The 15,565-nt window shown below is 36.9% G+C and carries 19 protein-coding genes; 11 read left to right on the top strand and 8 right to left on the bottom strand.

Going from position 1 to position 15,565, the window contains the following annotated elements; translation table 11 throughout:
* The first annotated feature begins 81 nt into the window (after positions 1-81).
* From AC27GZ_RS05300 to AC27GZ_RS05315, 4 genes are all read left to right on the top strand, one after another.
* A complete protein-coding gene (locus AC27GZ_RS05300; RefSeq protein WP_487093867.1) occupies positions 82-762 on the top strand; it encodes a TIGR00153 family protein in 681 nt (226 codons plus the stop codon).
* A gap of 10 nt (positions 763-772) precedes the next feature.
* Complete coding sequence (locus tag AC27GZ_RS05305; protein ID WP_487093868.1) at positions 773-2,038, top strand: inorganic phosphate transporter; 1,266 nt, start codon at positions 773-775, stop codon at positions 2,036-2,038.
* A 205-nt stretch (positions 2,039-2,243) separates the two neighbouring features.
* On the top strand, positions 2,244-2,723 hold the full coding sequence (argR, locus tag AC27GZ_RS05310; RefSeq protein WP_487093869.1) for a transcriptional regulator ArgR: 480 nt from the start codon (positions 2,244-2,246) through the stop codon (positions 2,721-2,723).
* A gap of 23 nt (positions 2,724-2,746) precedes the next feature.
* Positions 2,747-3,556, top strand: a complete 810-nt coding sequence (locus AC27GZ_RS05315; protein WP_487093870.1) for an SDR family oxidoreductase — start codon at positions 2,747-2,749, stop codon at positions 3,554-3,556.
* Positions 3,557-3,705: 149 nt separating this feature from the next.
* On the opposite strand, the gene AC27GZ_RS05320 is transcribed toward AC27GZ_RS05315, so the two are convergent.
* Positions 3,706-4,269: a lipid-binding SYLF domain-containing protein gene (locus AC27GZ_RS05320; RefSeq protein ID WP_487093871.1), complete on the bottom strand. Its 564-nt coding sequence runs from the start codon at positions 4,267-4,269 to the stop codon at positions 3,706-3,708.
* Positions 4,270-4,598: 329 nt separating this feature from the next.
* On the opposite strand from AC27GZ_RS05320, the gene AC27GZ_RS05325 reads away from it, so the two are divergent.
* From AC27GZ_RS05325 to AC27GZ_RS05340, 4 genes are all read left to right on the top strand, one after another.
* The gene (locus AC27GZ_RS05325) at positions 4,599-5,030 is read left to right on the top strand and encodes a hemerythrin domain-containing protein (RefSeq protein WP_487093872.1); all 432 of its coding nucleotides are present in this window, start codon (positions 4,599-4,601) and stop codon (positions 5,028-5,030) included.
* Positions 5,031-5,124: 94 nt separating this feature from the next.
* Positions 5,125-5,409: a DUF2249 domain-containing protein gene (locus AC27GZ_RS05330; RefSeq protein ID WP_487093873.1), complete on the top strand. Its 285-nt coding sequence runs from the start codon at positions 5,125-5,127 to the stop codon at positions 5,407-5,409.
* The gene (locus tag AC27GZ_RS05335) at positions 5,406-6,722 is read left to right on the top strand and encodes a hypothetical protein (RefSeq protein ID WP_487093874.1); all 1,317 of its coding nucleotides are present in this window, start codon (positions 5,406-5,408) and stop codon (positions 6,720-6,722) included. The genes AC27GZ_RS05330 and AC27GZ_RS05335 overlap by 4 nt, the downstream gene beginning before the upstream one ends.
* A gap of 95 nt (positions 6,723-6,817) precedes the next feature.
* Positions 6,818-7,204, top strand: coding sequence for a YacL family protein (locus AC27GZ_RS05340; RefSeq protein ID WP_487093875.1), 387 nt, complete (start codon positions 6,818-6,820; stop codon positions 7,202-7,204).
* 4 nt (positions 7,205-7,208) lie between these two features.
* On the opposite strand, the gene AC27GZ_RS05345 is transcribed toward AC27GZ_RS05340, so the two are convergent.
* The gene (locus AC27GZ_RS05345) at positions 7,209-8,048 is read right to left on the bottom strand and encodes an HDOD domain-containing protein (RefSeq protein ID WP_487093876.1); all 840 of its coding nucleotides are present in this window, start codon (positions 8,046-8,048) and stop codon (positions 7,209-7,211) included.
* 141 nt (positions 8,049-8,189) lie between these two features.
* On the opposite strand from AC27GZ_RS05345, the gene AC27GZ_RS05350 reads away from it, so the two are divergent.
* Positions 8,190-9,074, top strand: coding sequence for an ATP-grasp domain-containing protein (locus tag AC27GZ_RS05350; protein ID WP_487093877.1), 885 nt, complete (start codon positions 8,190-8,192; stop codon positions 9,072-9,074).
* Here the strand turns inward: AC27GZ_RS05350 and AC27GZ_RS05355 are convergent.
* From AC27GZ_RS05355 to AC27GZ_RS05380, 6 genes are all read right to left on the bottom strand, one after another.
* Positions 9,071-9,244 carry a hypothetical protein gene (locus tag AC27GZ_RS05355; RefSeq protein WP_487093878.1) on the bottom strand — a complete coding sequence of 58 codons (174 nt, stop codon included), beginning with the start codon at positions 9,242-9,244 and terminating at the stop codon, positions 9,071-9,073. The genes AC27GZ_RS05350 and AC27GZ_RS05355 overlap by 4 nt on opposite strands.
* Positions 9,245-9,269: 25 nt before the next feature.
* Entirely contained in the window at positions 9,270-10,532 is a 1,263-nt protein-coding gene (locus tag AC27GZ_RS05360) for an AmpG family muropeptide MFS transporter (RefSeq protein WP_487093879.1), read from the bottom strand.
* Between the two features lie 87 nt (positions 10,533-10,619).
* Positions 10,620-10,949, bottom strand: a complete 330-nt coding sequence (locus AC27GZ_RS05365) for a hypothetical protein (RefSeq protein ID WP_487093880.1) — start codon at positions 10,947-10,949, stop codon at positions 10,620-10,622.
* Positions 10,950-11,222: 273 nt separating this feature from the next.
* On the bottom strand, positions 11,223-11,828 hold the full coding sequence (locus AC27GZ_RS05370; protein ID WP_487093881.1) for a peptidylprolyl isomerase: 606 nt from the start codon (positions 11,826-11,828) through the stop codon (positions 11,223-11,225).
* A 23-nt stretch (positions 11,829-11,851) separates the two neighbouring features.
* Positions 11,852-12,415: a YajG family lipoprotein gene (locus AC27GZ_RS05375; RefSeq protein WP_487093882.1), complete on the bottom strand. Its 564-nt coding sequence runs from the start codon at positions 12,413-12,415 to the stop codon at positions 11,852-11,854.
* Positions 12,416-12,445: 30 nt separating this feature from the next.
* Entirely contained in the window at positions 12,446-13,627 is a 1,182-nt protein-coding gene (locus tag AC27GZ_RS05380) for a methyltransferase (RefSeq protein WP_487093883.1), read from the bottom strand.
* A 213-nt stretch (positions 13,628-13,840) separates the two neighbouring features.
* Between AC27GZ_RS05380 and bolA the strand changes: the two genes are divergently transcribed.
* Positions 13,841-14,155 carry a transcriptional regulator BolA gene (bolA, locus tag AC27GZ_RS05385; RefSeq protein WP_487093884.1) on the top strand — a complete coding sequence of 105 codons (315 nt, stop codon included), beginning with the start codon at positions 13,841-13,843 and terminating at the stop codon, positions 14,153-14,155.
* A gap of 180 nt (positions 14,156-14,335) precedes the next feature.
* Positions 14,336-15,523 (top strand): enoyl-ACP reductase FabV, encoded by a 1,188-nt coding sequence (gene fabV, locus AC27GZ_RS05390; protein ID WP_487093885.1) that lies wholly within the window; start codon positions 14,336-14,338, stop codon positions 15,521-15,523.
* Positions 15,524-15,565: the final 42 nt, after the last annotated feature.

A 15,565-nucleotide genomic window follows, 5' to 3' on the forward strand; every position in this document is an offset into this window, starting at 1 on the left:
ATTTGCTTGCGTTTAGTAATTGCAAAATAAATGCGTTATGATCCGCCGCGAATCATCTGCAACAAAAACTGGAAACATATTATGGCCAGAAATTCAATATTGGGTGTTTTTGCAAAGTCGCCCATTAAACCGTTAGAAAAACATATCCAATTGGTTGTTAAGTGTAGCAATCAACTTATTCCTTTTTTTGCCGCTTGTAGCGATAAAAATTGGAGTGAAGCCGCCAAAGTTCGTCGTAAAATCTCTAAGCTTGAACAAGATGCTGATGCATTAAAACGTCAGTTACGTTTAGAGTTACCTAGTGGCTTATTTATGCCAGTTGAGCGAGCTGACTTGTTAGAGCTACTTACTCAGCAAGACAAAATAGCAAATAAAGCAAAGGATATTGCAGGTCGTATTTTAGGAAGAAAATTAGAAATACCATTAAGTTTACAAGAGCAATTTAACCTTTATTTAGCTCAGTGTATTGCGGCAACAGAAAAAGCTGCAGAAGCGATTAATGAGTTAGATGACTTGTTAGAAACAGGTTTTCGAGGTCGTGAAGTAGAGCTTGTTGAAAAAATGATCAACCAATTGGATGATATTGAGAATGACACTGATTCTATGCAAATAGCTTTACGTAAAGAGTTATTAGCTCTGGAAAGCGATTTAAATCCAGTCGATGTCATGTTCTTATATCAAATTATTGATTGGGTTGGTGATTTAGCCGATCTTGCTGAGCGTGTTGGTGCACGTTTAGAAATTCTTTTAGCTAGAAAATAGGGTTTAACTGATGGAAATTTTACTTAACTCAGGTTCAACCTTGGTTATTATTGCCGCGCTAGTTGGCTTATTTATGGCGTGGGGTATTGGTGCTAACGATGTTGCAAATGCAATGGGTACATCAGTTGGCTCGAAAGCATTAACTATTAAGCAAGCTATTCTTATCGCTATGGTATTTGAATTTGCTGGCGCATATTTAGCTGGTGGTGAAGTTACCTCAACTATTCGTAAAGGCATCATTGATGCCAGTTTCTTTGTTGATACCCCAGAATTACTTGTTTTCGGTATGATTTCAGCACTTTTTGCCGCTGCAACTTGGCTACTTATTGCTTCAGCTTTAGGTTGGCCAGTATCGACTACTCACTCAATTGTTGGTGCTATTGTAGGTTTTGCTGCTATGGGTGTCAGTGTTGATGCAGTTACTTGGTCTAAAGTAGGTGGCATCGTAGGTAGCTGGATTATAACGCCGTTAATATCTGGTGTGATTGCCTTCTTCATATTTAACAGTGCGCAGAAACTTATTTTTGATACAGACAAGCCACTACAGCAAGCTAAACGCTGGGTACCGCTTTATATGTTTTTAGCAGGCTTTGTACTTGCGCTAGTAACCATCAAAAAAGGTTTAAAACACCTAAATTTACATATTGATTCAACAGAAGGTTATATCTACGCGATTATTACCGCCTTTATTGTAGCGCTTATAGGTAAAGTCTTTATTAGTCGTATTAATTTCGATGAGTCAGCCGCGGTTAAAACTCATTATGCTAATGTTGAGAAAGTTTTTGCGATACTCATGATTGTCACTGCATGTTGTATGGCATTCGCTCACGGCTCTAATGATGTAGCAAATGCGATTGGGCCACTAGCAGCAGTAGTTAGTATTGTTGATAATGGTGGACAAATTGCAGCTAAATCAACACTTGCTTGGTGGATTTTACCACTAGGTGGTTTTGGTATTGTTGCCGGTCTTGCTATTTTTGGACATAAAGTTATTGCGACTATTGGTAAAGGCATAACGCACTTAACTCCTAGTCGTGGTTTTGCGGCTGAGTTAGCAGCGGCTTGTACCGTGGTTATAGCATCAGGTGCTGGTTTACCTATCTCTACAACACAAACACTTGTTGGTGCTGTATTAGGTGTAGGTATGGCACGTGGTATTGCAGCAATTAACTTGTCAGTAGTACGTAATATTGTGGTTTCTTGGGTAATTACCTTACCGGTAGGTGCTGGTTTGTCGATTATTTTCTTCTGGATGATGAAAGGCATTTTCGCTTAGGTATAATGCTTTATTAATCTTATTAAAGGTCGCCTATCATGGCGACCTTTTTGTTTGTCGATTACTAGAAAAGATCTTTATTACTCCTGCTAAAGCGAGTTGTGTCTAAAGGTTTTTTTCGTGTAGAATGACAATTTACTGATGTAGAATAGACCAGCTATTATACTTCTTATTTAACGAACAATTACTGCGAGATGTCATATCAATGACCACACTTAGAAAGCAAAATGAATCAAAGCTTGTACAAGCCTTTAAACGTTTATTAAAAGAGCAATGTTATGGCTCACAAGGGCAATTAGCTGAAGCTTTGTCTAAACAAGGTTTTGAAAATATGTCACAAGCTAAAATTTCACGTTTGTTGTCAAAACTAGGTGCTGTTAAAACGCGTAATGTTAATAATAAGATGATTTATATTTTACCTGATGAATTAGCTGTGCCTAAATCTAAACACGCTATTGAATCAGTAGTGTTGAGTGTAAAGCATAACGGCATGCTGATCGTTGTGAAAACGGGTATTGGTGGTGCATCACTTATCTCAAGAATGCTGGATAGTATGGGAGAATCAGCGGGCCTTTTTGGCACCTTAGCTGGCGATGATACTATTTTTATTGCTCCTGCCGATGCCAGTAAAATTGAAGAAATAACGCTATCTATACGTGAATTATTAGGTGTTAAAAGCAGTTAATAACCTGTAGGTGGGTAGCATTCATGAATATAAATAATAAAAAAATATGGATCACTGGCGCATCTTCAGGAATCGGTGAAGCGTTAGCGATAGCTTGTGCGAACAAAGGCGCTTCTCTAGTTTTGTCTGCTCGTAATACAGATAAACTGAATGAATTAAAAGCGCGTTTAGTGAATAGTGATCGCCATCAAGTGGTTGCTATCGATTTAGCGGATGCAGAGCAAGTTACAGAACGAGTTCAACAGTTTATTAGTGAAAATGGCCCTGTAGATATTCTTGTGAATAATGGCGGTATTGCCCAGCGTGGCACCGCAAGAGAAACCAAGCTTGCCGTGCAAAGACAAGTAATGGAAGTGAATTACTTTGGTACTGTCGCTATGACGCAAGCCGTATTGCCAAGTATGCTTAATGCCATAGAAAAAGGCGAACAGGGGATGATAGTCACGGTTTCCTCTGTGGCAGGTAAAGTGGGTGGTAAAAGTATGTCAGGTTATAGTGCTTCTAAACATGCTGTTGTAGGCTATATGGATTGTTTGCGTGCTGAAGAAAGTGTTAATGGCTTGCAAGTGCTAACTATTTGCCCAGGGTTTGTACAAACTCAAATTTCAGTCAATGCAATGGTTGCTGACGGTAGTCAATTTGGTAGAGTTGCGGGTTCAATCAAACATGGTATCCCCGTTGAAGATTGTGCGATGCAAATGGTGAAGGCTATTGAGCAGGATAAAGATGAGGTTGTTATTGGTAAAGGTATTAGTTATTGGGCGCCTACCATTGCGCGCCTGTTTCCAAATACATTTAGGAAAATGACCGCAAAGAAAAACTTTCGAGAATAATAGCTATTGAAATAAGTATTTCACTTGTTCTAGCTGAATGATCAATTATTCAATAGATATAATCAAAGTTCATAAAAAAAGGAGTAACTTATCAGTTACTCCTTTTTTGTTTTTTTGCTTAGGTTCTGACTTATCAAAAAATTTTGAAGTTATTTATCAAGCTTTTCGAAACTGAACTTTTGACCGCCTAGTGCAGCTTCATACATTAAGCCACCCTTTATGTAAGTAAAGATAGCCATACCATTTTGATAAGTACCTTTTTGTTTACTGTTTTCTTGCTTTGTTCCTGCACCAGCGGAAGTTCCTGTCGTACTCGTTTGAGCGCTAGCACCTGCATTTATTGCCACTGCAGAAGCTTGGGCACTAAACTCAAAATTACCACTTGTGAATTTGTCGTATGCTCTTTTATCTTGAAAGAATATTATTTCACTAAATGCTTGGCCACCCACTTGGAAGCCAATTGTTACTTGGGTCATTGATGCGGTGCCAGATTTTTTCCCCTGCTTGTACACAACACCATTACCATAGGCGCCGCCTATACCAAAGCCACCTTTACCGATAGAAGGAAAAACAGCATAACCATATGCTTTCTTGAAAAAGTTATCTAGTTGGCCAGATTTTTTGAAGTTAGCAATTGTTGTTTTAGCGTTATCATCGGCTAAAACAGGTTGAGTGAATAAGATAATGGCTATAAGTAAAAGTATTTTTTTCATCGTTAATTCCTTGCGTTATTTCATAGTGTTGTAAGTGGTAACTAATCTGTGCTGCCGATAAAGTGTTTGTTTTTGCAACTTATATCTTTTTTCCGTCATTACTATAGCATCAATATTCACATGATACATCGCCTTTACTTATGTTACTTAAGTTAGATATGTTAGTTTTTTCAGTTTAATGATTGGCTAATCACAATGTTGAAAAAATTGTTTAAAGGAATGATTTCTACAATCAATTTGAATTTTCTTATTGCAGGTCAAGGTTGCACTTGATTGACTATAGCAAAATGGTTTTGCGTTTAACTTTTTATATATAAGACAGAGCCATTATGACTTCTATTACTGACTATATGACAACAAAACATCGAGAATGTGATGATATTTTTTCTGAAGCTGAAACCTATGTTTCACAAGAAAATTGGCCGTTAGCGCTTGAAAAGTGGCAAAGTTTTGCACAAGAGCTAATTCAACACTTTGAGCAGGAAGAAGATGTTTTATTTCCAAAGTTTGAACAAGCTACGGGTATGACAGCAGGGCCAACTCAAGTTATGCGTATGGAGCACCAGCAAATGAGAAACTTAGTGCAAGAGTTAGATAATGCCCTTGCTGCAAAAGAGAAAGATGAATATTTAGGATTGTCAGAAACTTTAATGGTGATGATGCAGCAACATAATATGAAAGAGGAAATGATGCTTTATCCTATGATGTCACAACACCTTACTGATGCTCAGGATTTGGTCGCGCAATTTAGCGCTGCTTAAGTTGAGTTTATTATAGTTAACATAAAGAGGTACCTGAATACAGGTAACAATATGCTTGTGTTAATAAGAGAAAACCAACATCTGGTAAATTGTTATGACGGATAACTTAACGTTTATCTCGGTTGATGTGAGCGAATTAGCACCACCAGAGCCCATGACGGTAATATTATCGCATTTAGCCCAGTTATCAGAGCATGAATGCTTGCTTGTGAAACACAGGCGACAACCTTTCCCTCTTTATGAAAAACTGACTTTGGCTGGCTTTTCATATCATTGTGAAGTGCATGGCCAAGATGATGTTACCTTATATATTTTCTTTGCTGAAGCTCAAGCAATTTTTGAGCATTATTGGGAAATCAACCAAGGCGATGGTCAATGAAAATATCTGGCTTATCTTTTAATGCGCTTCCTCCCATCGATTTACCTTTTCGTTTTTTTGCAACGGCCCCGTTATTTGTCGTTATTTGTGCGGGAATCATGCTTTTTTCAGAACAAGCAATGTGGCTAAGTCGTTGGCACCCTAGCACATTAGCAGTCACTCATGGTTTTGTTCTTGGATTTATTACTATGGTAATGATGGGCGCGCTATTACAAATACTACCCGTGGTTGGCGGTATCGGCGTGCCAAACCCTCGTTTTACTGCTATGACTAGTCATGCATTGCTGACTGTTGGCACACTGTGCTTAATGGCTTACTTTATGATACCTGCTACTTGGATATTACACACAAGTATTCTGTTGCTAGGAATCGGTGTAAGTCTTTATATTATTGCCTTGCTTTGGGTTTTGATGAAAAAACTTAGTCAAGGTGACACTATTTTAGGTGTACGTTTTGCGATATTTGCGCTTTTTTTGTTGTTAGTGATAGGACTATTTTTGCTGATACGTACGCAAATAAATATTGCTGAAATTCCTTTGCCTGAATATTTAAAGATAACACTCATTTCAAAACAGTTAACGAATATGCATGCCTTATGGGGGCTAGTTGGTTGGGGAAGTATGTTGATTATCTCGGTTAGCTTTCAGGTTATTCCTATGTTTCATGTGGCTCCCAGTTTTCCAAAAGTTATTAGTAGATTTTTACCTGTTACTCTATTGGTTTTACTATTTTGCTATATCTTTCTGCCAACAATGTCACTGACTGTGATGTTCTTATTACACAGCATTTATGCAATTAGTGTACTTTTGATAACGAGTAACCGAAAACGCAAAGTAGCCGATACCAGTATTTATTTTTGGCAATTATCAGCCATTAGTTTGCTTGTATTGAATGTTTTTTATTTCATCCCTAACCAATATTTAAGCCTTATATTTATTGAAAATAAAACGCTATTGATGACAGTTATCTTTATTTTTTTCTATTTAGTGTCTGTTATTCAAGGGATGTTGCTAAAGATAATACCCTTTTTGAGTTATACCCACTTACAACAGTTGTGTTTAACTGATTTTTCAGCAATGCAATATATTCCACATATGCATGAATTTATGCCTAAATCACATGGCCAATGGCTGTTTAATTTACACCTTGTAACAGGGTTCATATTGTTTACTACGGTTATAGCACCAAACCTATTTTGGTTATTGGCAGGTTTGCTTTTTCTTGAATTTAGTTACTTATTGATACTGATGTATAAAGCAATGACTTTGTATTACCTAACCTTAAAGAAAATTAATTCATCGGTTAATGAATAGCTTGCAGTTTTTTAGCGGTAATTAAGCATTGCAAAGGTTAATTTTTGCTACAATTAAGAGTGAGAGTAGCTAATGTCAAAAGAAAGTGAACGCTTATGGAATATGAATTTATACATGATGCAATAACCGGTGAAGCAAAAGCACGCTTTTCACTAGAACACGAAATAGTTGGTCCATGGATTGAGGTTGAATTAGGGAATGATAGCCATAAATTAACACAGCTTTTAACGGCGATAGATCAAGTAGAAAAAGGCTTGAAAAGTGAAGTTGTTATCCCTGGTCACGAATATTCCGTGGCAATAAATCAACATGATGTTGCCATTCAAACTAATGTCAGCTTAAATGGCGCAGAGCCTTTATCTGATATGCTAACCTCAGAGCATATTCATATTGATCAAAATGAAAGCGCTGATTGTGGTTTGGTTGATTTTCGAACCATGTTGTTGTCATGGGCTAAGTTCACTAATAGCCTACCTTCCTAGTGTCTTATAAAGCGCTTGTTATTTGCTGCAAAATATCAGGCAGCTCTTCTACTTTTATTGCCAGTACTTTCAGTACCGCTTCTTCTAAATATGGCCAGTCAGGCGATGAGCAATCTAAATATTTTAATGAAATAACATGCTCGGCAAGTTTTAAAATGGCGAATAAATCTTGTTCAACGGAGCCATCTAGCTTATCTAGATAATCTCGTTCATGGTGTTGGAGAATTATTTGGCAGACATCTTTGGGTAAACGCCATGAACTCGCAACGTAATAGCCAATGGTAGCGTGATTAGCATGGTAATGTTTTTCTTCTAATTCAATGAGTGAAAGTTCAGAAGTGACTAAGGCTTGATCGATAATATCTTGATAATTTGGATATTTCATCGCCATAACAGGAATGCCACAGGCATGAAATAAACCTAAGCTAGATAACTTGTCTATAGGTATATTTTTTTTAAATAGTTTGCCAATAGTCATTGTGGCATTAGAGGTATCGGTAACGGCAGCCCAAAAATCTTCGAGATCAATACTACAGCTTTTTGGATCGAAGCTTTTTTTCAATAAACTCCCTGTGACCAACATAACGATGCCATAAATGCCTATGTAATTAACTGACATTTTTATGTCGGTAACTGTTCTGCTTAATCCATATAAAGGAGAATTTACTGCTTTTAAAACAGCGGCACTCACAGCTATATCTTTACTGATACATTCAGAAATAGCATTGATGTCAGGCTCTGTTTCAGCCATCAGCTTCAATAAATTAAGAAGTAGTTTGGGTTGGGCGGGCACTGAAAAACCACGAGAGATATCGTCTAACACATTTTGATCAATAATTATCATGGCAATCCTAATTGTTTTTATCTAGAAAACTTTAATCATTGAGTAGTTAAATAATAATACACCTTAGTGGATATTGCTTAATAACAGCTTGATTATTTGTTATTATTTTTCAGATTTACCAGTTTTTTGGGGAGAGGTTTAATGAAGCGTTGCGCAATTTTGACTATGGATAACCTGTCTGATTTTGAATGTTATGATAGTTTATTGGATAAACCGCTTGCTGAACTGGGATGGCAAACTCAGTTAGTATCATGGCGAGAAAATAATGTCCAATGGCAGGCTTTTGATGCGGTTATCATACGTAGCCCTTGGGATTACCAAGATGATGCAACGGCTTTTTTAGCCGTATTAGCGCAAATAGAACAATCACAAACACCATTACTTAATTCGCTAGCTACAACTCGTTGGAATATTGATAAAATCTACTTAAAATCGTTAGCTGAACAAAATGTTCATATTGTCCCTACCTTATGGCAGTCAAACTTCGCAGAACAAGATTTAGCAGATTTTTTCGAGCATTTTACTTGTCAGCAATTGGTCATTAAGCCAAGAATTAGTGCTAATGCGGATAATACTTTTTGGCTGCAAAAATCAATTAGCAAAAAAGTTATTGCAGAGCTAGAAACTGTATTTTCAACGAGTAGTTTTATGGTTCAACCCTTTATTGCTAGTGTTATCGATGAAGGTGAGTTTTCATTATTTTATTTCAATGGTCAATATAGCCACGCTATTTTAAAAACGCCGAAAAAGGATGATTTTAGAGTACAAGAAGAACATGGCGGGCGACTACAATCTATTACTCCTGAAGAGTCATTATTGACACAAGGACAAGCAGCATTGCTTGCTATAACCCAGCAAGTGGGTGAAATGCCGTTATACGCTCGTCTTGATTTTGTTCGTGTTGCTGAGCAGGGAGTTGAATTTGCATTAATGGAAGCTGAATTAATAGAGCCATCTTTATATTTTAATATGGACGATAAAGCAGCTATGCGATTTGCTAACGCATTTGTTAAGCGAATAAGTTAACTGTGAGTGACATAAAGCATAGTGACGAAAAAAAGTACAATGACAGCATTAAAAGACAAAATATAAATAAAGCCTTTTAGCCCTTCTTTTAGGGTATAGCCGTGATTATTAAGGTACCACCACCAAATAGCACACATAAGAATTGGTAATAAAAAGAACAATTTGATCATATAAACTTCCTATTTCTTTTTTTAATTAACTTTTTTGTTCTATTGTTGCGTTATTTATTGGCTCATTCCATGGAGCAACTTTAAAGAGCATTAACATGCCTGGCACTGCTAATACGGTACATAAAAAGTAAAACTGAGTCCAACCTATTTGCTCTACAATGAAGCCGGTCGTAGCATTGGCAAACGTTCTTGGTAGTACTGCTAACGCGGTAAATAACGCAATTTGAGTTGCTGCAAACGCTGGGTTTGTTGTGCGTGCAATAAACGCTGTAAAAGCAGCCGTACCTAAGCCTACACCTAAATATTCAAAGCCCATTGCTATGGCTAAAGCATAGTTATTATGTCCTATTTCAGCAAGAGCAGCAAAACCAAGAATACTGGCTATTTGCACAAAGCCAAACAACCATAATGCACGGTTTATACTAAGCTTTATCATGACAAGGCCGCCTACAATGATACCGACCGTCATGGCAACTAAAGAAGCCGTTTTAGCAATGACGCCTATCTCAGTTTTACTAAAACCCATATCGATAAAGAATGGGGTTTGTAAGGCGGTAGCCATGTTATCGCCCAGCTTATACAACACTAAAAAAGCTAACGTATAACAAGCTGACTTGAGACCGTTGCTTTGAATGAAATCTTTAAAAGGAAGGATAACTGCTTCTTTTAGTGACTTTGGAGCATCGTGTTCAGTGTCTAACTCTTTAATAAACAATGTCAATAACACACCAATGATCATGAAAGCTGCTACCACCATAAACACAGATTGCCAACTAATATGATCGGCTAAAATAAACGCTAATGAGCCAGGTACCAAGCCTGATAAACGATAAGCTTGAACATGGATAGAGTTACCCAGCCCTAATTCGTTATCTGGCAATAGTTCACGTCTATACGCATCCAGTACAATATCTTGGCTGGCACTAAATAAGGCAACAGCTGCAGCTAAATAGGCAACTGACCAAATATTATCGACAGGGTTAACCCAACCAAAAGCCGCGATTGAAAAAAGTAAAAGTAATTGTGTTGCTAGCATCCAACTGCGTCTTCGGCCTAAGCCACCCAATGAATACCTGTCCATTAGTGGAGACCAAAGAAATTTCCATACGTAGGGAATACCTATTAATGAAAATAAGCCAATTTCAGCTAAACTCACACCTTGGTCTCTAAGCCAACCGGGAACTAATTGGTAAAGGACAAACAAAGGCATACCGGAGCTAAAGCCAGTGAAAATGCAAATGAGCATTCGCTTATTTAAAATGGCTTGTTTAAAGGTAGAGGACGACATTAATAAATGGTTATTGCTAAGAAGGAAGTGTTAGGTTATCAAAGCTGATGGCTAAACCCAACTAATTAGTGTCAGTTGTTTGAGAAGTTATGCCATGGGTCGCCAACCAATGCAATCAATTGGGTAGCTGCCAATACCCTTAAAAAAGTCTAAACAGGTATTCATTTCACTTTTGAAAAAGAGGTTAGTATGTAAAGCTTGGGCACCATGTAAACTCACTTCATGCATTAAATGCCAAAAAACCCGCTCTTGAGCGTTACTGGGTGTTTCATCAACTACCTGTAAACTAGCCCATTCTTCCATCGTATCAAGAATAAACTTATCTAATTCTGTGTAATGTATAGACTCATTGATAACAGCGCTAATATAGGCGGTCATCTGTACTATTTTGTCATTGATAAACTGCTCAATTATCATGATGAACCTTATTTGTAGGTATCAGTGCCCTTAAAATTTTAAGTGAAATAAACCGATTAGCTTGGTGAACTTTTATGCTTATTGCTTAGAACAAGAATTTGTACAAAATCAAAACTAAGAAAGAACTACGTGCTACAACGATTAACGTACATCTATAGTTATTGTTGATAAACCGCTTTTTGTCAAAAAAAATCACGTATTTTTTGTATGGATATTGTAAAGGTTAGCTAGCGTTATTTTTTATCTCACGCTTTGTGGGTGAAAGCTTGTTATCTATTCTTCAGGTAATAATGTTGCTTTAATTAACATGACTGGTTCTAAAGGAACGTTTTCCCACCCTAGCGATTCATTATAGTCAGTTTTCACTTGTGCTATTGCTTCGAGCACTTCTTCTCCTTCGACAATAGCGCCAAACACTGCATAGCCCCAGCGACGACCCGGATCTAAGTTTGTGTTGTCATTGATGTTAAAAAAGAATTGTCTATTGGCCGTGTGTGGACGACTTTCTTTTGCCATAGCAATGGTACCAATTTCATTTTTTAAGCCATTACCAGATTCATTAAAAATATCTTCATTTACTTTTTTGGGAGTAAAGTCTGCATCGTAACCTCCGCCTTGCACAATGAAGTCGGTGACAATGCGGTGGAAAATAGTATTGTCGTATTCTCCTGTCACAACATACATTAAAAAGTTATCTACTGTCAGAGGTGCTTTAACCCTATCAAGCTCAACAATAATTATACCCATTGAAGTTTCTAGTTTTACTTTTGGAAATATATTTGTTGGATCTATAGCGACGTTTTTCGCCAAGCTCTGTTGCACTACTAACATCGAGCACAGTATGGCTACATATTTAAAAAATTTAGTTACACAAGTCATGAGTTTATTCTCTTAATAGCAGGTTACTTCATAAAAGCATGTATTTTTTCATTCGCTAAAATTTGATTGATTAAGTTAGATAATCTTTGATTAAAGTTACGTTCAAGCACGGCTATGTCAGCTGTTAATGGTCCCTTTGAATTACCGCGATTTTTAAAGGTACTAGTTAATGTTTGAGAGCCGTTATTGACTGAGACTTTTAAAATGATCTCTGTTTGTGACTGATAGTTCATTGATAGCTGGTTGACACTTATTACCGCTTTTTCAACGGTAATATTGATGCTATTGGTTGCTAATGGTGAAATTTCCAAGCCTTGCTTTTTCCAATGCTTTGTTAACGTCTGCTTAATAGTATCTTCTATACGCGTTTGCGCTGAAATCAAGGTTGCTGGCTCATCTTCTTGTAATATTTGTACGATATGATTAGCAATTCGCATATCAACAACGTCAAGTTTTGCGTGTATATTATCATAATGTAAATTGGACTTTGCGAGGATCTCTGGCGCAATAATAAGGTGACTTGGTGTGTTACTACAGGCACTAAGTAAAGTGGCTAATAATAATGTGGTTAACAATTTAATTTTCATTGGGGGCAGTTCACTTTCTTTACTGAGTTATTAACGTTTTATCGCTGATTGAGTGACAAACTTGTCATTACTAGCGATGAGGGTTTCATTACCAAAAATCCGCTTAAGTTTAATATGGTAAGCCAATTGGCGATTGCCAATAATGCGCAATTCACCACCTTTTTTCAATACCCGATGACTATCTTTAAACATTTGCCAAGCAATATGGTCGGTTGTGGCATTTTGTTGATGAAAAGGTGGATTACACAAAATCAAATCAGCACTGTTACTGTTCACATTGTTTAAGCAATCATTGATTTGAAATTGGCATTGACTAACGAGCTTAGGCAGGTTTTGTTGGATATTTTCTTTGGCTGATGTAATAGCCATATGCGATTCATCGAAAAACTGTACTTGAGCACTTGGCTCACTAGCTAATACGCTTAAACCAATAACACCATTGCCACACCCTAAATCAATAACTTGGCTATTTGGTTTGATTTTAGGGAGGTTTTCAATAAAGTACCGACCACCAATATCAAGCTTTTCTCTCGAGTATACGTTTGCATGGTTTGATATGGTAAAGTCACATGCTAAAGCTTTATTGGGCATTGTCCAGATGGTAGGAAAAGGCGAGGTTTTTACGGCATCAGGATTATCCAGCTGACAGAAAACCAAGCGCGCTTTTTTTACTGCAAGTGATGTTTTGGTAGACCCTAAATATTTTTCAAATAATTTTAGCGTTGAACTATGAATGTCTTTGGCGCGGTCTGCAGCAATAAAGACTGTGTGTTTAGCAACTGTGTTTTTAATGTTTATTAATTGTTCGATTAATAATGATTTACTTTTAGGAATTTTAAATAAAATAACATCCACATCGCGAGGTAATTCGTCTAAGCAATTGAGAAAATTTATATTACTCTTATCAAGAGAGTTTTGTTTTATATTGTGGTTAATCCCTTGTTGACTAATAAAAGAGTCATTAATGCAATGAACCTTAACGTTATTAGGGCGTTCAGTATTTTCTAAAGAGCAAAATTGAGTGGTTAAGGCGCCGAAAGCATCATTAAAAATTAATATGTTGCTGTCATTTTTGATTACATCCTGCTCATTGAGGTAATTGATAATATACTCATCTGCAGCATCCCAAGCTTGTAGGCTACGATTAACCTGAGCAAGGGGGAAACGGTTGAGAGTGAGTGGTTTACCAGATATAGAAAAAGGGCTTAACATAACGATAGATAATCAAGAAGGTTTTAAATTTAGTGGCTATTGTGTCATAACTAGGCTTATATTTCTTGATTGATAGCGACAAAATTTATTAAAATAAAATTTTAGTAATGCCATTGAGTTAACTCATAACCGCTTTCTTTTTACATTTTATATATGGCATATAGAATTAGATTAGCTAGACTTATGAGTATCCCCCACTGATTGAGAATAACAATGACTATTGCCGCTGCTATAGAAGAGAAACTACTGTCTGCTTTTTCACCAATTCATTTAGATGTTATTAATGAAAGCAATAATCATAATGTCCCTCCAGGTAGTGAATCCCACTTTAAAGTAACCATAGTGTCTAAAAACTTTGAAGATGAACGCTTAATTAAACGTCACCGCGCCGTTAATTCAGTATTATCTGAAGAGCTTGCTGAAAAAATCCATGCCTTGGCGTTGCATACCTACACTGAAAAAGAGTGGAATGATTATTATGCTGAGAATACGCCGCTTTCACCTAACTGTTTAGGTGGTGGTAAATAACTTTTCTACATAGTTTCTAACGCTAGTGAAAGCGTTACTCTTGCGAGTAACGCTTTTTTTAAATACACTCCTAGTTATCCTTAATAACTGCTCGTACCTCTTTAATTTATTAGCAAGGTACAATAGCGGCACATTTCTATATACGTTTATTCTTTAAAAAGTCATTTAAAAGGTTTTCTTATGGTAATCAAACCAAAAATTCGTGGTTTTATTTGTACTAATGCTCACCCTACGGGGTGTGAAGCGCACGTTAACGAGCAAATTGCTTATGTCAAAAGCCAGTCTGTAAGTGAGAGTGGTCCTAAAAATGTATTAGTTATTGGTGCTTCTACTGGCTATGGTTTAGCTTCACGTATTACCGCCGCGTTTGGTCACAATGCTAGTACTTTAGGGGTTTTCTTTGAAAAACCGCCTACAGAAAAGAAAACAGCTTCAGCAGGTTGGTATAATACAGCTGCCTTTCAAAAAGCCGCTGATGAAGCAGGTGTTTATTCAAAAAACATCAATGGTGATGCTTTTTCTCATGAAGTGAAAGCTCAAGCAATTGAAACTATCAAAGCTGATATGGGGAAAATTGATTTAGTTATCTATTCTTTGGCGTCACCACGTAGAACTGATCCTGATACAGGTGAAGTATACTCTTCAACACTTAAACCTATAGGTGAAAGTGTAACGACTAAAAACTTAAATACATCGAAACGAATTATTGACTCTGTTTCTGTTGAGGCCGCCAGCGAAGCTGAAATTCAAGGTACTATTGATGTAATGGGCGGTGCTGACTGGGAATTATGGTTGAATGCCTTAAAAGAAGCTGATGTATTGGCTGAAGGTGTAAAAACGGTTGCGTATACTTATATTGGTAAAGAACTTACATGGCCTATTTATGGAAAAGCTACCATAGGTAAAGCAAAAGAAGATTTAGATAGAGCGGCGACAGCGATTAATGATGCTACCTCTAGTATTAATGGTCAAGCGCGTGTTACTTCATTGAATGCTGTTGTAACGCAAGCGAGTTCAGCTATTCCTATTATGCCTTTGTATATTTCAGCTATGTTTAAAGTGATGAAAGCTGATGGCACTTATGAAGGTTGTATTGAGCAAATTGCTAATTTATTTAAAGAAAATATCTATAGTGATAGTCCGCGTCTTGATGAAGAAGGGCGTTTCCGCCAAAACTATAAAGAGCTAGAAGATAGTGTTCAACAGCGTGTGACAGATATTTGGAATACGGTTGAAACGGATACAATTGATGAGTTAACAGATTACGTTGGCTATCATAATGAATTCTTAAAACTCTTTGGCTTTGGTGTTGATGGTGTTGACTACGACGCTGATGTTAGCCCTGTTGTTGAGATAAATCACTTATAAAACCTTAACGTTTGTTAGAAAAATCTCATAAAAAAGAGGCAC

It is taken from the genome of Colwellia sp. SU-HH00943, from assembly GCF_057546125.1.